This is a genomic window from Luteimicrobium xylanilyticum (genome assembly GCF_009429125.1).
In the GTDB taxonomy this organism is placed as follows: domain Bacteria; phylum Actinomycetota; class Actinomycetes; order Actinomycetales; family Cellulomonadaceae; genus Luteimicrobium; species Luteimicrobium xylanilyticum.
The window spans coordinates 2,804,133-2,822,934 of record NZ_CP045529.1; the positions used below are offsets into that span (position 1 = coordinate 2,804,133).

Genomic DNA, 18,802 nt, shown 5'->3' on the forward strand with positions numbered 1-18,802 from the left:
CGTGAGGCGGTGGGCACCCGGGTCAGCTCACGAGCCGCCGACGGGCGTCGGCGAGGCGCGAGAGCATGGTCGAGTCGATGACGTCGGCGCCGACCTGGACCCGCAGTCCCCCGAGGACCGCGGAGTCGACCGTGACGTTGAGCTGGACGGGGCGGCCATACGCACGCTCGAGGATCCCGGCGAGCCGGTCGAGCTGCACGGGCGTGAGGTCGACCGCCGACGTGACGCCGGCGACGAGACGTCGGCGGCGTTCGGCCGCGATGTCCGAGTACGCCAGCAGGTTCGGCACGAAGCGGCGGTGCCGCAGGTTCGTCGTCGCCCGGTGCGCGAGCAGCAGGGTCACGTCGTCGACCTTGCCCTCGAAGAGCCTGTCGACGAGCGCGATCCGGTTGTCCACGGTCGCCTGCGGGTCGGAGAGTGCCGTCCGCAGCTCGCGCTGCCCGGAGAGCAGCCGCGTGATGCGGAACAGCTCGTCCTCGACCGTCACGAGCGCCTCGCGGGCCTGGGCCGACGCGAGCACCCCCTCGAGGGCGAGGTGCTCGACGGCGTGGCCGAGGTCGGGCTCCTGCGCCCAGCGGAGAGCCACGAGGGACTCCGCGAGGTCACGGACGCGGTCGTCGAACGCACCGAGGAGCTGACGGACCACCGCGGCCTTGGCCTCGGCCGGGAGCGACGGGTCGGTGAGCGTGCGGCGCAGCCCCCCGGACCCGTCGAGCGCGTCGGACAGCGCGAAGAGCTGCTCGCCGAGCAGCTTCGCGTCCGCGCCAGCAGCCACGAGCACAGGCTCGAAGCGCTCCTGGGCGCTCGCGAGCGAGGCGCCCGACTCGCCGCGCATGACGGCGTTCGTGGTGCTCGTCGCGTCCGTGGTCATCGCGCTTCCCCACCCGTCGTCGCTGCTTCGGCCTCGACCGCGGCGGCGCCGCTCTCGAGGTCGTCGAGGAAGCGGTCGACCACGCGGGACTGGCGCGCGCTGTCGGCGAGGGACTCACCCACGATGCGCGACGCGAGCTCGGTGGCGAGCTGGCCGACGTCGTTGCGCAGCGACACCGACGCCGCCTGCCGCTCCGCCTCGATCTGCCGCTGGGCGGACTCCGCGATGCGCTCGGCGTCGGCGGACGCCTTGCGGCGCAGGTCCTCGACGATGGCGGAACCCTCGGCGCGCGCCTCCTCGCGGATGGTCGCGGCCTCGGTCCGGGCCTCCTGCAGCTGCTGGTGGTACTGCGCCAGCAGCGCGTCGGCCTCCTCCTGGGACTTCTCGGCCTTCTCGAGGCCGCCCTGGATCTTCTCCGCACGCTCGTCGAGCACGGCCTGGAACTTCGGCAGGACGTACTTGATGAAGACGAAGCCGATCACCAGCACGATGACCAGCGACCAGATGATGTCGTAGGCCTCGGGCAGGAGCGGGTTCTGGTCGGAACCGGAGTCCTCGGCGGCGAGCGCGAGGCCGCTCGCGGCGGAGGACAGGTGCGCGCCGATCACTTCAAGAAGAACGGCGTCACGATGCCGAGGAGCGCGAGCACCTCGATGAACGCCAGGCCGATGAAGGTGAACGAACGCAGCTGGCCGGCCATCTCGGGCTGGCGCGCCATGCCCTCGATCGTCTTGCCGAACAGGATGCCGAGGCCGATGCCCGGGCCGATCGCGGCGAGGCCGTACCCGACCGTCGAGAGGCTACCGGTGACGTCGGCGAGAGTCGTCGTGTCCACTGGTTCTGGTTCCTTTCGTCAGCGCGCCAGGCGGCGCGTCGAGTGGTGCGCGACGGCCCGTCCGTCGGCCCGTCGTTGTGTCTGGCGAGCCGTCAGTGCTCGGACTCGATCGACATGTTGATGTACACGGCGGCGAGGATCGCGAAGACGTACGCCTGCAGGCAGGCGACGAAGATCTCGAGGAGGAACGCCGCGAACCCTCCGGCGAAGGTGATGATCCCGAAGCCCTTGAGCGCAGGCGTCGCGGAGAACAGCAGGTACTGCGTCGCCGCGAAGCAGAGCGCGAGGAGAAGGTGCCCGGAGATCATGTTCGCCAGGAGTCGGATGACCAGCGTCGCGGGGCGGATCACGAAGACCTGGAGGAACTCGAGCGGCGTCAGCAGGATGTAGATGGGCCAGGGGGTGCCGGCCGGGAACAGGTTGTTCTTGAGGAACCCGCCCACGCCGAACTTCTTCACGCCCGCGCCGAGGTACATCCCGTAGACCCAGAGGGCGAAGACCAGCGGCAGGCCGACAACACCTGTGCCCGCGATGTTGAGGAACGGCACCACGCCGGTGAGGTTGAAGAAGAGGATCCCGCAGAAGATCGTCGTGATCACCGGGACGTACTTCTTGCCCTCCTTCTCGCCGAGGATCTCGTAGACGATCTGGCGGCGGGCGAAGTCGAGGACGAACTCGACGCTCGCCTGGAAGCGGCCCGGGACGAGCTTGGCGCGCTTGGCGGCGAGCACGAAGATCAGAAGGAGCGCGACGACTGCGACGAACCGGACCAGCATGATCCGGTTGATCTCGAACGGGGTGCCCTCGAAGAGGAAGCCGTTCGGGAAGAAGTCGTCCAGGCTCGGGGCATGGAAGCCGTCCGCGGCGAGGGTAGGCGTCGTCGCAAGGAAGGACAAAACATGCTCCCGGTTGGTCGTGCGGTCCGAACGCGACTGCGGCCGACCCCGGTACTCGACACCTCAGAGGGAGGGATCAGGCGCTCACGGGATGGCACGACGTCGGACCTAGGCCGTCATGGATTCGGGCATCATCCTAACCCATGCTGTGCCTCGGTCATGACGGGAACCTCACCAATTCCGGCCGTGCGCCGGGGCGTGTGAGCCACCCCACAGGGCCCTGCCGCAGGACCCGTCGATTCCTTTGCTGGAAGGCAAACTCACTGCGGCTCGACGTACGGGATCCGGGCTCGCTGGTAGTTGATCGTGTCGAGCGCGACCGAGCCGAGCACGCCCACGAGGACGACCGCGAGGAACACCGGCTTCGAGTAGAAGTCCTGGCCCTGCAGCGCGACCAGCGCGACCACCAGGACGACCATCTTCGCGAGCCACGAACCCGCCACGATGCCCAGCATGGCCGCCGGCGAGCTGTGCGACGACCGCCACATCGACCAGACGGTCGTCCCCGAGAAGACGAGCGCCACCGCGGCACCCAGCAGCGCCCCCCAGACGCCCCTCGTCCCGGCGAAGATCGCGCCGAGGACGACGCCGACCACCGTCACCGCGGCCAGGAACAGCAGCACGTCGCGCAGCGCCCGCCGGAACAGCGCGGTCGCGGCCTCCGAGCTCACGACCTTGCGCACGGGCTTCGCGGCGGGGGTCTCGTCGGGACGGCTCATCGGATGCCTCCGGGGTTGGTGCGGCGGGCGCGGACACGGCCGCGCAGCGGGCCGAGGGTCAGGACCAGGGCGAGGACGACGGCGACCACGAGGCCGACGGCGACCTCACGAGCCGGCCACACGGCGAGCGCGGCGGCCCCGAACGCGAAGACCGCGGTCCACAGGTACATGATGACGACCGCGCGCTGGTGCGAGTGACCGAGCGCGAGCAGCCGGTGGTGCATGTGCAGCCGGTCGGGGTGGAAGGGCGACTTTCCCGCCGCGAGCCGCCGGATCACGGCCATCGTCATGTCGAGCAGCGGGAGCAGGATCACCGCGAGCGGCAGGAGGATCGGGATGAACGCCGGGAGCTGCTGCCCCACCGACACCTTCTCGGGGTCGATCTGACCGGTCACGATGATCGCCGCGGACGCGAGCACGAGCCCGAGCAGCATCGAGCCCGAGTCCCCCATGAAGATGCGCGCCGGATGCATGTTGTACGGCAGGAAGCCCAGACAGACGCCGACCAGGCCGGCGAGCACGACGGTCGCCCGGTTCGAGTAGTCGCCGGGGTTCTGGGCCTGCGTGAGCAGGTAGGTGTAGAGGAAGAACGCGGTGCCGCCGATCGCGATCATGCCGGCGGCCAGTCCGTCGAGACCGTCGACGAAGTTCACGGCGTTCATCGCGACGACGATCACGATCACCGTCGCGAAGAGGCTCAGGCGCGCCGACGCGATCGTCACGCCCCCGATGGGCACGGTGATGAGCTGGACGCCACGCCACGCCACGAAGCCCGCGGCGAGCACCTGGCCCACGAGCTTGGTCAGCCAGTCGAGGTCCCAGATGTCGTCGGCCATGCCGAGCGCGCAGACCATGCCGGCCGCGATGACGATCGCCCAGAGCTCCTGCCCCCCGGGCCCCGCGAAGGTCGAGCGCAGGAAGGGGGTCCCCGACGCGAAGGTGACGGCGACGGCGAGGCCGCACCACATGGCGAGACCGCCGAGGCGCGGCGTCGGGATGGTGTGGACGTCGCGGTCGCGCACGGCTGTGATGGCGTTCGTGCGCAGCGCGACCCAGTGGGCGAGAGGAACCGTCAGGAGCGTGACCGCGAGGGCGACGAGCAGGACGAGCAGGTAGACCCTCACGCGCCCGGGGCCCCCACCCCGCCCGCGTCGGACGCGCCCTCGCCGTCCGGGACCTCGCCCAGACCGAGCACGCCCGGCACGACGGCGCGCAGGGCCTCGAGCGACAGCGCGCCCTGGCGCACGACGCGCGGACGGGGCCCGGTCGCGTCGACGATGGTCGACGCGACGCCACCGGGAGCACGCCCGCCGTCGAGGTAGAGACCGACCGAGTCCCCGAGCTGCTCGCGGGCGTCCTGCGCCGTCATCGCGGCCGGGTTGCCGGTGAGGTTCGCGCTCGAGACCGCGAGCGGGCCGGTGCGACGCAGCAGCGCGAGCGCCGCCGGGTGGTCGGGCATGCGCAGCGCGACGGTGCCGTGCGTCTCACCCAGGTCCCACATGAGCGACGGCTGGGCCGCGAGGATGATCGTGAAGCCGCCGGGCCAGAACGCGCCGACCAGGGCGCGTGCGTCGTCCGACACGTCGGACGCGAGCCCGTCGAGGGTGCGGACGTCGGGCACGAGGACCGGGGGCGGCATCTGCCGGCCGCGGCCCTTCGCGGCGAGCAGCGCCGCCACGGCCTCCGGGCTGAACGCGTCCGCGCCGATCCCGTACACGGTGTCCGTCGGCAGGACGATGAGACCGCCCCGCCCGACGACGTTGACCGCCTCGTCGATCCCGGGGCCCCGTGAGGCCTCGTCGCTGACGTCCATGAGGGTGCTCGAGGTCACGGTGCTCAGTCTCCCACGCCGTCGGTGGTGGCCGTGCGCGGGTTCGTCTGATTCGTCCCGGTCGTACGCCGCGCCACGACGGCCCTCGCACGACCCGTGAGGTCGTCGACCGTCCGTACGTCGCCGAAGGCACCCGTGCCCGTGAGCGCCCCACGCACCGCGGCGGCCTGCACCTCGGCGTGCTCCATGACGAACAGGCCGCCCGGCACGAGCAGGCGGCTCGCAGCCCGCACGACGGCGCGCGGTACCTCGAGCCCGTCCGCCCCGCCCCCGTAGAGAGCCAGGTCCGGGTCGTGGTCGCGGACCTCCGGGTCGCGAGGGACCGCGTCAGGCGGGATGTACGGCGGGTTCGCCACGACGACGTCGACCGTGCCGTCGAGCTCCGCGAGGAGCGCGTCGTCGCGCACGTCGCCGACGAGCGTGCGTTGCGTCCCCGAGCCCACGGCCGCCGCGTTCGCCGCCGTCGCCCGGACGGCAGCCTCCGACGCGTCGACCGCGACGACCCGCGCGCCCGGCACCTCGACGTCCACGCTGATCCCGATCACACCGGACCCGCAGCACAGGTCCACGACGAGGGGTCCCGGCGCGTCCGTACCGCCGCGTCCCGCGAGGAGACGCGCAGCCTCGTCGACCGCGAGCTGCGCCACGACCTCCGTCTCCGGTCGCGGGACGAACACGTCGTCCAGCACGCGCACCGTGACGTGCCGGAACACCGCCGATCCCACGATCCGCTGCAGCGGCTCGCGCGCCCGACGGCGCTCCACCACGTCGGCGAGCTCCGTCAGGAAGGCGGGCGCCGCCGCGTCGTCGACGACGGGTCCCGTCGCGGGCAGCCGCACCCACTCGAGGCGCGGCAGACCCAGGGACCAGGCGACGAGCGCCTCGGCGTCGACGCGCGGCGACGGGACCCCGGCGTCCTCGAGCAGGTCCGCCACGCGCGCGACCAGCCCGCGCAGCCCGCGCGCCGAGAGGTCGACCGCGGCCGGACCGGCGACCACGGCTGCGCCGTCGGGCACGGGCACGGCGACGCCGCCGGTGTCAGGCACGCCCGTCTCCGCCGCCCGCGGCCGCGAGGCGCGCGGCCTCGTCCGCGTCGATCGCCGACCGGACCACCGGATCCAGGTCGCCGTCCAGCACGTGGTCGAGGTTGTACGCCTTGTACCCGGTGCGGTGGTCCGCGATCCGGTTCTCCGGGAAGTTGTACGTCCGGATCCGCTCCGAGCGGTCCACCGTGCGCACCTGCGAGCGCCTGATGTCAGCCGCCGCCGCGGCGGCCGCCTCCTGCTGCGCCGCCAGGAGCCGGGCACGCAGCACGCGCATCGCCTGCTCGCGGTTCTGCAGCTGCGACTTCTCGTTCTGCATCGACACCACGATGCCCGTCGGCAGGTGGGTGATCCGCACCGCCGAGTCCGTCGTGTTCACCGACTGGCCCCCCGGGCCGGACGACCGGAACACGTCGATCCGCAGGTCGTTGGGGTCGATCTCGACCTCGCCCGGGTCGTCGACCTCCGGGAACACCAGGACCCCCGCCGCCGACGTGTGGATGCGCCCCTGCGACTCGGTCACCGGCACCCGCTGGACACGGTGCACGCCGCCCTCGTACTTCAGGCTCGCCCACACGCCGTCCGCTGGGTCCGAGGGCACGCCCTTCGACTTGACCGCGACCTGCACGTCCTTGTACCCGCCCAGGTCCGACGGCGTCGCCTCCAGGACCTCCGTCTTCCAGCCGCGCCGCTCCGCGAAGCGCAGGTACATGCGCAGCAGGTCGCCCGCGAACAGGGCCGACTCCTCGCCGCCCTCCCCCGCCTTGACCTCGAGGATCACGTCGCGGGCATCGTCCGGGTCGCGCGGCACCAGCACGCGTCGCAGCCGCTCGGACGCCGCCTCCTCGGCCTCGCGCAGGGCCGGCAGCTCCGCCGCGAGGTCGTCGGCCCCCTCGTCCCCCAGCTCGACGAGCTCCGCGGCCGCGGCCGCGTCGTCCGCGGCCGCGCGCCACGCCCGGTACGCCCCCACCACCTGGTTCAGCTCCGCGTACCGGCGCCCCAGCCGGCGCGCCCGCGACGCGTCCGCGTGCACCGACGGGTCCGCGAGCCCGCGCTCGATCTCCGCGTGCTCCACCAGCAGCGGCTCCACGGCCTCGAACGGGCCGGTCGCGTCAGTCACAGGGGAGCTCCTCGCTCGAGAGGGTGTCGCAGGATCAGGGCGAAGCAGATCCAGGCAAAGCAACAGCGCCGGTGGTGCGGCCGTCCGACTGTCCCTGGAGAGATTGTCGGACGCCGCGCCACCGGCGCTGCGAAGTCGCTACTTGCCGGCGTCGCGCTTGCCGTAGCGAGCCTGGAACCGGGCCACGCGGCCACCGGTGTCGAGGATCTTCTGCTTGCCCGTGTAGAACGGGTGGCAGGCGCTGCAGACGTCGGCGTGGATCTCGCCGGACTCCGACGTGCTGCGGGTGGTGAACGTGTTGCCGCAGGTGCAGGTCACCTGGGTCACGACGTACTCGGGGTGGATGTCAGCCTTCACGGTTCTCCTTGGTCGTCTTCCCCCGGGTCGGAGCGCGAGGTGTCGCGCGACCGTGAACCGGAGGCCAGCCAACGGACCATTCTGCCAGATCGTCGGGGCGCTTCCCAAACCCGCGTCCGACGGCGGTCGCCCGCCGGCCCGGCACCCGTCCACTCGGCGGGCCGGCGTCACCTCCGGCGTTCGTAGGATGGAGCCGATGAGCACCACGCCCCGCACCCGCGCCCACGACGACGTCCCCACCCGCGGGGCCGGCGACGACCCCGACGCGGGTCGCACGGACGGCGAGGGCGCCCCGCCGCTGACCGTCGGGCTGCTGATCGACGACTCGCTCGACCGGCCCGACGGCGTCCAGCAGTACGTGCTGACGCTCGGCGCGTGGCTCGCCGCACGGGGGCACACGGTGCACTACCTGACGGCGTCGAGCGAGCGCACCGATCTCGAGAACCTGCACGTCGTGGGAAAGACCGTGAACGTGCGGTTCAACGGCAACCGGCTCGGCACGCCGCGGCCCGTGCCGAGGAGCGAGGCGCGCGAGCTCGTGGAACGGCTCGACCTCGACGTGCTGCACGTCCAGATGCCGTACAGCCCCTTCCTCGCCGGGCGCGTGATCGATGCGGCGACCCGGGGCGACGGTCGGACCGCCGTCGTCGGGACGTTCCACATCTACCCGCAGTCCCGGCTGGTCTCCGCGGGAACACGGCTGCTCGGCGCGCTCGAGCGCAAGCGACTCGCCCGGTTCGACGCCGTGCTCGCGGTCTCGGAGGCCGCGCAGGAGTTCGCGCGGGACGCCTTCGGGCTCGACCCGCGCGTCGTCGGGAACCCCGTCGACACCGCGCGGTTCGTCCCCGCCCCGGACGCCCCGCTCGTCCCCCACCGACCCGACGGCGCTGTCCCGCACGTGGCGTTCCTGGGCCGGCTCGTCGACCGCAAGGGCCCGCGCGAGCTCGTCGACGCGCTCGTGCGCCTCCGCGCCGACGTCCCCGGCCTCGCGTGGCGCGCCACGATCGCGGGCCGCGGGCCGCTGCTCGACGACCTGCGCACGGCCGCCGGACGCGGCGGGATCGCCGACCGCGTGTCCTTCCCCGGCTTCCTCGCCGAGGACGACAAGGCCGCGTTCCTCCAGGACGCCGACGTCGTCGCGCTGCCCTCGACGGGCGGCGAGAGCTTCGGGATCTCCGTCGTCGAGGCCCTCGCCGCGTCGCGCGGCGTCGTCCTCGCCGGCGACAACCCGGGCTACCGCACGGTCATGCGCGGCCTCGAGGACCAGCTCGTCGACCCGCGCGACACGGCCGTCTTCGCCGGGACTCTCGCGACCTGGTTGGCCGACCTCGACGACGACGTCACGCGCGAGGAGACCGTCGTCCGTCAGCGCGCCGCGGCCGCCCGGTTCGACGTCGACGTCGTCGGGGCCCAGGTCGAGGAGACCTACCGCGCCGCGGTCGACGCCGCCGCGCGCTGAGCCGAGGGCCTTCCACCCCGCCGCCCGCTGAGGACGAGAACGGCCGCCCCGGTCAGAACCGGGGCGGCCGTCGTCGTGCGCAGGGACGTCAGATGGTGCGTCCGGCGTTCTCGTCGCCGAGCGCGCCCGGCGTCGTCTTCTGCACCTGGAGCAGGAACTCCACGTTGGACTTGGTGTCCTTGAGCTTGCCGAGGAGGAGCTCGATGGCCTGCTGCTGGTCGAGCGCGCCGAGCACGCGGCGCAGCTTGTAGACGATCTGCAGCTCGTCGCGCGGCATGAGGATCTCCTCGCGCCGCGTGCCCGAGCCGTTGACGTCGACGGCCGGGAAGATCCGCTTGTCCGCGAGCGACCGGGAGAGCCGGAGCTCCATGTTCCCGGTGCCCTTGAACTCCTCGAAGATGATCTCGTCCATCTTCGAGCCGGTCTCGACGAGCGCGGAGCCGAGGATCGTCAGCGAGCCGCCGTTCTCGATGTTGCGCGCCGCACCGAAGAACTTCTTGGGCGGGTAGAGCGCCGCGGCGTCCACACCACCCGACAGGATGCGGCCCGACGCCGGCGCGGCCAGGTTGTAGGCGCGCGACAGACGGGTGATGGAGTCGAGCAGCACGACGACGTCCTGGCCGAGCTCGACGAGGCGCTTGGCACGCTCGATGGCGAGCTCCGCGACGATCGTGTGGTCGGACGCGGGGCGGTCGAACGTCGAGGCGATGACCTCGCCCTTGACCGTCCGCTCCATGTCGGTGACCTCTTCGGGCCGCTCGTCGACCAGCACGACCATGAGGTGGACCTCAGGGTTGTTGGTCGTGATCGCGTTGGCGATCTGCTGCATGATGATCGTCTTGCCGGCCTTGGGGGGCGCGACGATGAGGCCGCGCTGGCCCTTGCCGATGGGCGCGACGATGTCGATGACGCGCGGCGTGAGGCGCGTGTTCTCCGGGTTCTCGAGGCGCAGGCGCTCCTGCGGGTACAGCGGCGTCAGCTTGGAGAACTCGGCGCGCTGGCGAGCCTCCTCGGGCGACTGGCCGTTGACCGTGTCGAGGCGCACGAGGGCGTTGAACTTCTGGCGGTTCGAGCCACCGCCCTGCTGCTCGCCGTCGCGCGGCTGGCGCACCGCGCCGGTGACCGCGTCACCGCGGCGCAGCCCGGACTTCTTGACCTGGCCGAGCGACACGTAGACGTCGTTCGGACCCGGGAGGTAGCCGCTCGTGCGCACGAACGCGTAGTTGTCGAGGATGTCGAGCACGCCCGCGACGGGAAGCAGGACGTCGTCCTCGGCGATCTCGACGTCGTCGAGGCTGGCGAGGTCGGCCGGCGCGCCGCCACGGTTGTTGCGGCCGCGCTTGTTGCGGTCGCGGTTGCGTTCGCGCGCCCGACGACGGCGCCCGGGCCGCTCGTCGTCCTGCGCGTTGCCGCCGCCCTGGTTGGAGCCCTGGCCCTGGCCGGCGTTGCCGCCCTGCTGGCGCTTCTCGCCGCCCTGGCCGGAGCCCTGGCGGTCGCGCTGGCGCTGCGAGCCGTCGCCGTCGCGCGAGTCGCGACGCTCGGACTGGCCGGTGCTCGCGTCGTCGCGGCGCTCCGCGCCGTCCCGCTTCACGGGCAGCGTGTCCAGCAGGTCGCTGGTGTCGACGTTGCGCGGGGCGCCCGCGTCGCGACCGGAGCGGCGCGAACGACGCTCGCCGGTCACGCCGGACGCCGCCGCGGCGGCACGGGCCGCGCGGTCGTCGCTGCTCTCGCCCTCGGCGAGGCGCGCCTCGACCGGTCGGCTCGCGGTCTCGGTGAGCGCGGCCGCAACGGCCACGCGCGCCTTGTCGGTGCCGGAGGCCGGCGCGCTGCGACGCTCACGCGGCGCGCGCTCGACCTCCTCGGAAGTCTGCTCGGTGGTGGCCGCGCGGCGGGTGCGACGCGCGGGCGCGTCCTCCGTCCGCGCGGGGGCGCCGGAGCGCGCCGACGAGATCGCGTCGACGAGGTCGCTCTTGCGCATCTTGGAGGTGCCCTTGACGCCGAGCTCGGTCGCGAGCGCCTGCAGCTCGGGCAGGCGGAGCGCGGACAGCGAACCGGATCGGGCGGTGGTGTCAGTCACGAAGGACCCTTCCCCTTGAGTCGTGCCCGCCGCTCAGAGGGCGGGCACCGGGTGGTCGGTGTGCGAGCCGCGGAGCGGGCTGCACGGGTGAATCCGAGAACCAGGCGTACGGCGACGTGTGCTGGTGCTGGATGAGGTGAATCCGAAGGCACGGTGACCGTGGACGGCCACATCACTGCACGTACCTGCTGCAACGCAGCGGGTGATTCGCGTCGTGTGCGAGGGATCACGGTCAGTCTAGCACCGGCGCGGTGCCGATCTTGCCATCGCGCGCGCGGCGACACCCCGGATGGCACGGCCCCACGGCGGGCGTCAGAGCCGCTCCACGGTCGCTCCCGTCGGAGCGATCGAAGGGCGTTCGACGCGCCAGCGGCGCAGGTCCACCTCGGACTCGAGCACGGCGTCCAGGTCGGCGGCCGCCGACGGCGTCGTGAGGACCAGCGCCGACGGGCCGGCGCCGGACACGACGGCTGCGAGACCCTGCCGACGTAACGCGTCGACGAGCCGCCATGTTCCCGGCATGACGTCGGCGCGGTAGCGCTGGTGCAGGAGGTCGTGGGTCGCGTCGAACAACAGGTCCGGTCGGCGGGTCAGCGCCTCGACCAGCAGGGCGGCGCGTCCCGAGTTGGCGGCGGCATCCGCGTGCGGCACGTGCGTGGGCAGGACCCCGCGGGCGTGGCTGGTGGCAAGCCGCGTCGTCGGGATCACGACGGTCGCGACGAGGTCCGGGTGGACGTCGAGGCGCACCGCACGCGCGGGGGCGGGGCCGTCGTCGTCCGCCGAGAAGCCCGACCGCGCGTCGGGCGTCCACGCCACGGTGGCCCCGCCGAGGATCGCGGGAGCCGCGTTGTCGGGGTGCCCCTCGAGCTCGGTCGCGAGCGCGAGGACGGTCGCCTCGTCGAGTGCGGAGGGGTCTGCGATCAGGCCACGAGCCGCCACCAGCCCCGCGACCGCGGCAGCGGCCGAGGAACCCAGCCCGCGCCCGTGCGGGATCACGTTCCGGCACACGAGGTGCAGGCCCGTGATCGGCGCGCCGACGGCGTCCAGCCCGACCCGGACGGCACGCGCGACGAGGTGGCCCGCGCCGGTCGGGACCTCGCCGGCGCCTTCCCCCTCGACCTCGACGACGACGTCCGCTGACGCGAGCAGGCGCACCTCGACCTCGTCGTGGATCGCGAGCGCGAGCCCGAGCGCGTCGAAGCCGGGCCCGAGGTTGGCGCTCGTCGCCGGCACCCGAACCCGGACGTGGTCGGCACCCAGCTGCATGGCGGTCTCCCCCGCGTCCGGTCGCTACTCGAGGCCGAGCGCGGCGGCGATCGACATGACGTCGGCGCCCACGCGGACGGGCGTGACCTCGCTGCCGTCGGCGGTGCGCAAGGCCCACTGGGGGTCCTTGAGCCCGTGCCCGGTCACGGTGACGACGACGCGCGCGCCCGCGGGCACGTGACCCTCGGTGGCACGCCGCAGCAGCCCCGCGACGCCCGCGGCGGACGCAGGCTCGACGAACACCCCGACCTCCGCGGACAGGACGCGGTGCGCGGCCAGGATCTCGTCGTCGGACACCGCCTCGATGACGCCGCCCGAGTCGTCGCGCGCGGCCTCGGCCTGCGCCCACGACGCGGGGTTGCCGATGCGGATCGCGGTCGCGATGGTCTCGGGCTGGTCGACGGGGTGGCCCAGCACGATGGGTGCGGCGCCCGCGGCCTGGAAGCCCCACATGGCGGGCGTGCGTGACGCCACGGCGGGGAGGCCGCCGCCGGGCTCGTCGGGGAGCTCGCCCGCGTACTCACGGTAGCCCTTCCAGTACGCGGTGATGTTGCCCGCGTTGCCGACGGGCAGCGCGTGGATGTCGGGGGCGTCACCGAGCGCGTCCACGACCTCGAACGCCGCCGTCTTCTGGCCCTCGATGCGGTCGGGGTTCACCGAGTTCACGAGCTCGACGGGGTAGACCTCGGCGAGCTTGCGGGCCGCGACGAGGCAGTCGTCGAAGTTCCCGTCGACCTGCAGGAGACGCGCGCCGTGGGCGATGGCCTGGCTCAGCTTGCCCATCGCGATCTTGCCGTCCGGCACGAGCACCGCGCAGGTCATCCCGGCGCGCGTCGCGTACGCGGCCGCCGACGCGGATGTGTTGCCCGTCGAGGCGCACACGACGGCCTTCGCGCCGCGGCCCGCGGCGGCGGAGATCGCGGCCGTCATGCCGCGGTCCTTGAACGACCCGGTCGGGTTCATGCCCTCGACCTTGACGTACACGTCGGCGCCCGTGCGCTCGGACAGCGCCGGCGCGGCGACGAGCGGCGTGCCGCCCTCGCCGAGCGTGACGACGCGCTCGCGCACGTGCTCGGGCAGGCGGTCGGCGTACTCGGTGACGACGCCCCTCCACTGCTGGGCCATCAGACTCCTTCGACTCTCAGGACGGACGTGACCTCGCGCACGGGCGCCAGGTCGCGGGCCGCGCGCGTGGTCGACGCGAGCGCCGCCTCGGGTGCGACGTGGGTGGTGAGGAGCAGCTCGGCCGAACCGCCGGTGCCGACGTCGGCCCGGTCGCCGTCCGGGACCTGGCGCACCGACTCGATCGACACGCCCTGGCCCGCGAACGTGCTCGCGACCTGCGCGAGCACGCCGGGCCGGTCGTCGACGACGAGCCGCACCTGGTAGCGCGTCAGCGCGGACGCGTGCGGCAGCAGCGGCAGGTCGGCGTACGTCGACTCCTCGGGGCTCTTGCCGCCGAGGACCCGGTGGCGGGCCGCGGAGACCACGTCGCCGAGCACCGCGGACGCCGTCGGGGCGCCGCCCGCGCCACGGCCGTAGAACATCAGCTCGCCCGCGGCCTCCGCCTCGACGAACACCGCGTTGAACGCGCCGCGCACCCCCGCAAGGGGGTGGTCGAGGGGGACGAGCGCGGGGTGCACGCGGACGGAGACGCCGTCGTCGGTCGCCTCGGCGATGGCGAGCAGCTTGACCGCGTGGCCGGTCCGCGCGGCCCAGGCCACGTCCGACGCCGTCACGGACGTGATGCCCTCGCGGTAGACGTCGTCGAGGTGCACGCGCGTGTGGAACGCGAGGCTCGCGAGGATCGCCGCCTTCGCCGCCGCGTCGTAGCCTTCGACGTCGGCCGTCGGGTCGGCCTCGGCGTAGCCGAGCCCCTGCGCCTCCTTGACGGCGTCCTCGAGCTCGAGCCCGTCGGTCGCCATCCGGTCGAGCACGTAGTTCGTGGTCCCGTTGACGATGCCGAGCACCCGGCGGATCTTGTCCCCCGTGAGCGACTCACGAATCGGTCGCACGATGGGGATCGCGCCCGCGACCGCCGCCTCGTAGTAGACGTCGACGCCCGCCTCGTCGGCCGCGCGGTAGAGCGTCGGGCCGTCCTGCGCGAGCAGGGCCTTGTTCGCGGTCACGACCGACGCACCGTGCTCGATCGCGCGCAGCAGGAGGTTCCGGGCCGGCTCCTCGCCGCCCATCAGCTCGACGACGATGTCCGCGCGGGTCACCAGCTCGTCTGCGTCGGCGGTCAGGAGCGCACGGTCGACGACGGGGTCACGCGGCGCGTCCACGTTCCGGACCGCCACCCCGACGAGCTCGAGCGGCGCGCCCACCCGGGCGGCGAGGTCGTCGGCCTGCTGTGTCAGGAGCCGCACCACCTCGGTGCCGACGACGCCGCACCCCAGCACGGCGACGCGCAGCGGCGAGGGGGCACGGCGAGGTTGAGCGGCGGGGGAAGGCACGCGCACAGGATACGTGGCGCCCAACCTCCGGACGCCCGTCGTCCACCGATCGGAACGGCGCCGGGAGGAGCCCTCAGCCGACGTCGAGCGCGAGGAGGTCGTCGACCGTCTCGCGGCGCACGAGCACGCGCGTGCCGCCGTCGAGCACGGCCACCACGGGCGGCCGCGGCAGCAGGTTGTAGTTCGACGCCATCGAGCGGCCGTAGGCGCCCGTCGCGGCGACCGCGAGCAGGTCGCCCGCCTGCACGTCGCCCGGAAGCTCGACGTCGTGCACCACGATGTCGCCGCTCTCGCAGTGCTTCCCGACGACGCGCGCCAGCACGGGCGCCGCGTCCGAGACCCGGTTCGCGAGCTCCGCGTGGTAGCGCGCCCCGTAGAGCGCGGGCCGGATGTTGTCGCTCATCCCGCCGTCGACGGACACGTACGTCCGGACGAAGGTGGCGTCGTCGTCCGCGTTGACCGTGACGGGCTTGACCGTGCCCACCGTGTAGAGCGTCAGGCCGGCCGGCCCGACGATCGCCCGCCCGGGCTCGATCGAGAACCGCGGCAGCGGCGTCCCGAGGCGCGCGGCGATGCCGTCGACGGCGCCCGCGACGTCCTTCGCGATGCGCTCGGGGTCGAGGGCCACCTCGCCGGGCAGGTACGCGATGCCGTAGCCGCCGCCGAGGTCGACCTCGTCCACGAGCACGCCCGTGGCCGCGGCGAGGTCGGCGCGCAGCTGCAGGACGACGCGCGCGGCGACCTCGAAGCCGTCGGGGTCGAGGATCTGGGAGCCGATGTGCGAGTGGATGCCGAGCAGGCGCAGCTCGGGGCGCGCGAGCACGGCCCGCAGCGCGGCGAGCGCGGGGCTCTCGGCCCCGTCCGCGCCCGGCGCGACCGAGAGCCCGAACTTCTGGTCCTCGTGCGCCGTCGAGATGTACTCGTGGCCGCCCGCGTGCACGCCCGTGGTCACGCGGACCATGACGGGCGCCGGATCGCCGCCCCTCGACGCGACGAGGTCCGCGAGGCGCTCGATCTCGACGAGCGAGTCGACGATGATCCGCCCGACGCCCGCGTCGAGCGCCCGCTCGAGCTCGGCGTCGGACTTGTTGTTGCCGTGCAGACCGAGCTCAGCCCCCGGCACGCCGGCGCGCAGCGCGACCGCGAGCTCGCCGCCGCTCGCCGTGTCGACGCGCAGGCCCTCCTCGCGCGCCCAGCGCGCGACCGCGACCGTGAGCAGCGCCTTGCCGGCGTAGTACACGTCGACGCCGGAGCCGACCGCCGCGAACGCCTGCTCGAACGCGGTCCGGTAGGCCCGGGCGCGCGTACGGAAGTCCGCCTCGTCGAGGACGTACGACGGCGTCCCCTGCTCGGCCGCGAGGTCCCGCAGGTCGACGCCGCCGACGCTCATCGCGCCGTCCGCTCCGCGCTTCGCGCCGCGCGACCAGGGTTCGGGCAACGCAGCCTCGGGCAGCGCGCCCGCGGTCACATCCGCTCCGGCGCGCTGACGCCCAGGAGGCCCAGCCCGTTCGCGAGGACCTGGCGGGTCGCGTCGTTGAGCCACAGGCGCGTGCGGTGGAGGTCGGTGACCTCCTCGTCGCCCAGCGGGGTCACGCGGGTCGCGGCGTACCAGGAGTGGTAGGCGCCCGCGAGCTGCTCGAGGTAGCGGGCGACGCGGTGCGGCTCGCGCAGCTCCGCGGCCTGCGCGACGACGCGCGGGAACTCGGTCAGGACGCCCAGGAGCGCCGACTCGGTCTCGTGCGTGAGCAGCGCCGGGTCGAACGCGTCGCGCGTGACGCCGTGCTCGGCCGCATTCCGGTCCACCGCGGCGGTGCGGGCGTGGGCGTACTGCACGTAGAACACCGGGTTCTCGTTGGTCGCACGAGCCAGCAGGTCGAGGTCGAGGTCGATGTTGGTGTCCGTGGACGAGCGGACGAGCGCGTAGCGCGCCGCGTCCACGCCGACGGCGTCGACGAGGTCCTCGAGCGTGATGACCGTGCCCGCGCGCTTGGACATGCGGACCGGCTGGCCGTCCTTGACCAGGTTGACCATCTGCCCGATGAGGAGCTGGAGGTTCTTTCCCGGGGTGTCCCCGAACGCTGCACAGACCGCCATCATGCGGCCGACGTACCCGTGGTGGTCGGCACCGAGCATGATGATGACGTCGTCGAAGCCGCGTTCGCGCTTGTCGAGGTAGTACGCGATGTCGCCCGCGATGTAGGCGGCGTCGCCGTCGGACTTGATGACGACGCGGTCCTTGTCGTCGCCGAAGTCCGTCGTGCGCAGCCAGGTCGCGCCGTCCTGCTCGAACATGTGCCCGGCGTCGCGCAGGCGCGCGATCGCCTTGTCGACCGCGCCCGACTCGTGCAGCGAGTCCTCGTGGAAGTAGACGTCGAAATCGACCCCGAACTCGTGGAGCGACTGCTTGATCTCGCCGAACATGCGCTCGACGCCGCGCGACCGGAAGACCTCCTGGGCCTCGGCGTCGGACAGGTCGCGGGGGTCCGGGTCGCCCGCCGCGACGGCGTCGGCGATGACGGCGTTCGCGATGTCCTCGATGTACTGACCGCCGTAGCCGTCCTCGGGGGCCTCCTGGCCCCGCGCGTTGGCGAGCAACGAGCGCGCGAAGCGGTCGATCTGGACCCCGTGGTCGTTGAAGTAGTACTCGCGCGTCACGTCCGCACCCGAGGCCTGGAGGATCCGGGCGAGCGAGTCGCCGACGGCCGCCCAGCGAACGCCGCCGATGTGGATCGGGCCGGTCGGGTTGGCCGACACGAACTCGAGGTTGATGCGGGTGCCCGCCTCGGCGTCGCCGCGGCCGTAGAGGGGCCCCGCCTCGACGACGGCGCGCGCCAGCTCGCCCGCGGCGGCGGCGTCGAGCGTGATGTTGAGGAACCCGGGGCCCGCGACGTCGACCTTCGCGACGCCGGGCGTGGCCGCGAGGCGTGCCGCAAGGTCCTCCGCGAGCGCCCGCGGGGTGGTGCCGGCCTTCTTCGCGAGCTGCAGCGCGACGTTCGTGGCCCAGTCGCCGTGCTCGCGCTGCCGGGGTCGCTCGACGTGGACGGAGTCGGGCAGGGCGTCGGCAGGCAGGGCCAGCGTGCCGTCGGCCACCGCGGCGGCCAGGGCAGCGCGCAGCGCTTCGGAGAGCTCGGTGGGGGTCACGGAGGCCATCCTATCGGCGGGCCCGGAGCCTCCCCGCAGAGTTTCCTGTCCGACGACGCACGGTCGGGCTGGTAGTCTCGTGGCCGTGCCGCACCGGGCGCCCGCGAGGGCGTCGGTACCGGTCATCGCGCGCCCGTAGCTCAGTGGATAGAGCGTCTGCCTCCGGAGCAGAAGGTCGTAGGTTCGAATCCTATCGGGCGCACTCCCCTTCAGGCCCCTGACCAGCAGCGATGCGGGTCGGGGGCCTTCGTCGTCCCGCAGCCGTCACGCACTGCGCGTGGGCCTCCGGGCCCCTACGCTCGGGCCATGGACGTCGTCGGAACGGTCTTCGTCGCGCTCGCCGCGCTCCTGCACCTGTACATCTGGTGGATGGAGTCGGTCGCGTGGCGGCGGCCCGTGGTCTGGCGCCGGTTCGGTATCGCGTCCCAGGCCGACGCGGACACGACGGCGCCGCTCGCCTACAACCAGGGCTTCTACAACCTCTTCCTGGCGGTGGGCGCCGTGCTCGGCGTCGTCCTGTACTGGACGGCGTCGGCGACCGCGGGGTTCGCGCTCGCTCTGTTCTGCGCGGGCAGCATGGTCGCTGCGGCCGGGGTGCTGCTCTCGACGGGCCGCGAGCGCGTGCGCGCCGCCGCGACGCAAGGGACGCTTCCGCTGCTGGGGGTGCTGTTCTTCCTGCTGTCCCTGCCAGTCGCCTGAGGGGCGCTCGCCGACCCGATGAGTTCCGCAAG

General features: G+C 73.2%; 18 protein-coding genes and 1 tRNA gene. 3 read left to right on the forward strand and 16 right to left on the reverse strand.

Translation table 11 applies throughout. From position 1 onward, the window contains the following. Window positions 1-22: 22 nt before the first annotated feature. The 10 genes from KDY119_RS12430 to rpmE all read right to left on the reverse strand — a co-directional run bounded on the left by KDY119_RS12430 (window position 23) and on the right by rpmE (window position 7,672). Window positions 23-871: a F0F1 ATP synthase subunit delta gene (locus KDY119_RS12430; protein WP_322619614.1), complete on the reverse strand. Its 849-nt coding sequence runs from the start codon at window positions 869-871 to the stop codon at window positions 23-25. Beyond that, the gene (locus KDY119_RS12435) at window positions 868-1,476 is read right to left on the reverse strand and encodes a F0F1 ATP synthase subunit B (RefSeq protein ID WP_227994661.1); all 609 of its coding nucleotides are present in this window, start codon (window positions 1,474-1,476) and stop codon (window positions 868-870) included. The genes KDY119_RS12430 and KDY119_RS12435 overlap by 4 nt, the downstream gene beginning before the upstream one ends. Next, window positions 1,476-1,706, reverse strand: a complete 231-nt coding sequence (gene atpE, locus KDY119_RS12440) for an ATP synthase F0 subunit C (protein WP_036946540.1) — start codon at window positions 1,704-1,706, stop codon at window positions 1,476-1,478. The genes KDY119_RS12435 and atpE overlap by 1 nt, the downstream gene beginning before the upstream one ends. Before the next feature lie 92 nt (window positions 1,707-1,798). Beyond that, window positions 1,799-2,602 carry a F0F1 ATP synthase subunit A gene (gene atpB / locus KDY119_RS12445; protein ID WP_051136164.1) on the reverse strand — a complete coding sequence of 268 codons (804 nt, stop codon included), beginning with the start codon at window positions 2,600-2,602 and terminating at the stop codon, window positions 1,799-1,801. 260 nt (window positions 2,603-2,862) lie between these two features. Continuing rightward, complete coding sequence (locus KDY119_RS12450; protein WP_036946543.1) at window positions 2,863-3,321, reverse strand: hypothetical protein; 459 nt, start codon at window positions 3,319-3,321, stop codon at window positions 2,863-2,865. After that, window positions 3,318-4,445, reverse strand: a complete 1,128-nt coding sequence (locus KDY119_RS12455) for an MraY family glycosyltransferase (protein WP_153022380.1) — start codon at window positions 4,443-4,445, stop codon at window positions 3,318-3,320. Before KDY119_RS12455 ends, KDY119_RS12450 begins: the two co-directional genes overlap by 4 nt. Then, window positions 4,442-5,134, reverse strand: a complete 693-nt coding sequence (locus KDY119_RS12460; protein WP_051136165.1) for an L-threonylcarbamoyladenylate synthase — start codon at window positions 5,132-5,134, stop codon at window positions 4,442-4,444. The genes KDY119_RS12455 and KDY119_RS12460 overlap by 4 nt, the downstream gene beginning before the upstream one ends. Window positions 5,135-5,157: 23 nt before the next feature. After that, window positions 5,158-6,108: a N5-glutamine methyltransferase family protein gene (locus tag KDY119_RS12465; protein WP_153022739.1), complete on the reverse strand. Its 951-nt coding sequence runs from the start codon at window positions 6,106-6,108 to the stop codon at window positions 5,158-5,160. Between the two features lie 82 nt (window positions 6,109-6,190). Beyond that, window positions 6,191-7,315, reverse strand: a complete 1,125-nt coding sequence (prfA, locus tag KDY119_RS12470) for a peptide chain release factor 1 (RefSeq protein ID WP_036946549.1) — start codon at window positions 7,313-7,315, stop codon at window positions 6,191-6,193. Window positions 7,316-7,453: 138 nt separating this feature from the next. Further along, window positions 7,454-7,672: a 50S ribosomal protein L31 gene (gene rpmE, locus KDY119_RS12475; RefSeq protein ID WP_036946552.1), complete on the reverse strand. Its 219-nt coding sequence runs from the start codon at window positions 7,670-7,672 to the stop codon at window positions 7,454-7,456. 196 nt (window positions 7,673-7,868) lie between these two features. On the opposite strand from rpmE, the gene KDY119_RS12480 reads away from it, so the two are divergent. Then, window positions 7,869-9,131, forward strand: coding sequence for a glycosyltransferase family 4 protein (locus KDY119_RS12480; protein WP_153022381.1), 1,263 nt, complete (start codon window positions 7,869-7,871; stop codon window positions 9,129-9,131). 88 nt (window positions 9,132-9,219) lie between these two features. Here the strand turns inward: KDY119_RS12480 and rho are convergent, their stop codons facing one another. The 6 genes from rho to argS form a co-directional block, all read right to left on the reverse strand. After that, the gene (rho, locus tag KDY119_RS12485) at window positions 9,220-11,208 is read right to left on the reverse strand and encodes a transcription termination factor Rho (RefSeq protein ID WP_153022382.1); all 1,989 of its coding nucleotides are present in this window, start codon (window positions 11,206-11,208) and stop codon (window positions 9,220-9,222) included. Between the two features lie 312 nt (window positions 11,209-11,520). After that, window positions 11,521-12,474, reverse strand: coding sequence for a homoserine kinase (thrB, locus tag KDY119_RS12490; protein WP_036946558.1), 954 nt, complete (start codon window positions 12,472-12,474; stop codon window positions 11,521-11,523). Window positions 12,475-12,498: 24 nt separating this feature from the next. Beyond that, the gene (thrC, locus tag KDY119_RS12495) at window positions 12,499-13,599 is read right to left on the reverse strand and encodes a threonine synthase (RefSeq protein WP_036946560.1); all 1,101 of its coding nucleotides are present in this window, start codon (window positions 13,597-13,599) and stop codon (window positions 12,499-12,501) included. Next, window positions 13,599-14,930: a homoserine dehydrogenase gene (locus KDY119_RS12500; RefSeq protein WP_051136395.1), complete on the reverse strand. Its 1,332-nt coding sequence runs from the start codon at window positions 14,928-14,930 to the stop codon at window positions 13,599-13,601. Before KDY119_RS12500 ends, thrC begins: the two co-directional genes overlap by 1 nt. A gap of 73 nt (window positions 14,931-15,003) precedes the next feature. Then, window positions 15,004-16,320 carry a diaminopimelate decarboxylase gene (lysA, locus tag KDY119_RS12505; RefSeq protein ID WP_083890720.1) on the reverse strand — a complete coding sequence of 439 codons (1,317 nt, stop codon included), beginning with the start codon at window positions 16,318-16,320 and terminating at the stop codon, window positions 15,004-15,006. 74 nt (window positions 16,321-16,394) lie between these two features. Continuing rightward, entirely contained in the window at window positions 16,395-18,071 is a 1,677-nt protein-coding gene (argS, locus tag KDY119_RS12510; protein WP_194174207.1) for an arginine--tRNA ligase, read from the reverse strand. Between the two features lie 129 nt (window positions 18,072-18,200). Between argS and KDY119_RS12515 the strand changes: the two genes are divergently transcribed. Next, window positions 18,201-18,273: transfer RNA gene (locus KDY119_RS12515), tRNA-Arg, on the forward strand. Between the two features lie 104 nt (window positions 18,274-18,377). Continuing rightward, window positions 18,378-18,770 (forward strand): DUF1304 domain-containing protein, encoded by a 393-nt coding sequence (locus tag KDY119_RS12520; protein ID WP_036946565.1) that lies wholly within the window; start codon window positions 18,378-18,380, stop codon window positions 18,768-18,770. Window positions 18,771-18,802 lie beyond the last annotated feature (32 nt).

Coding starts and splice junctions, on each gene's coding strand:
- KDY119_RS12430 (WP_322619614.1), bottom strand. CDS start 871: ATGACCACGGACGCGACGAGCACCACGAACGCCGTCATGCGCGGCGAG.
- KDY119_RS12450 (WP_036946543.1), bottom strand. CDS start 3,321: ATGAGCCGTCCCGACGAGACCCCCGCCGCGAAGCCCGTGCGCAAGGTC.
- KDY119_RS12460 (WP_051136165.1), bottom strand. CDS start 5,134: ATGGACGTCAGCGACGAGGCCTCACGGGGCCCCGGGATCGACGAGGCG.
- KDY119_RS12480 (WP_153022381.1), top strand. CDS start 7,869: ATGAGCACCACGCCCCGCACCCGCGCCCACGACGACGTCCCCACCCGC.
- thrB (WP_036946558.1), bottom strand. CDS start 12,474: ATGCAGCTGGGTGCCGACCACGTCCGGGTTCGGGTGCCGGCGACGAGC.
- thrC (WP_036946560.1), bottom strand. CDS start 13,599: ATGGCCCAGCAGTGGAGGGGCGTCGTCACCGAGTACGCCGACCGCCTG.
- lysA (WP_083890720.1), bottom strand. CDS start 16,320: ATGAGCGTCGGCGGCGTCGACCTGCGGGACCTCGCGGCCGAGCAGGGG.
- KDY119_RS12520 (WP_036946565.1), top strand. CDS start 18,378: ATGGACGTCGTCGGAACGGTCTTCGTCGCGCTCGCCGCGCTCCTGCAC.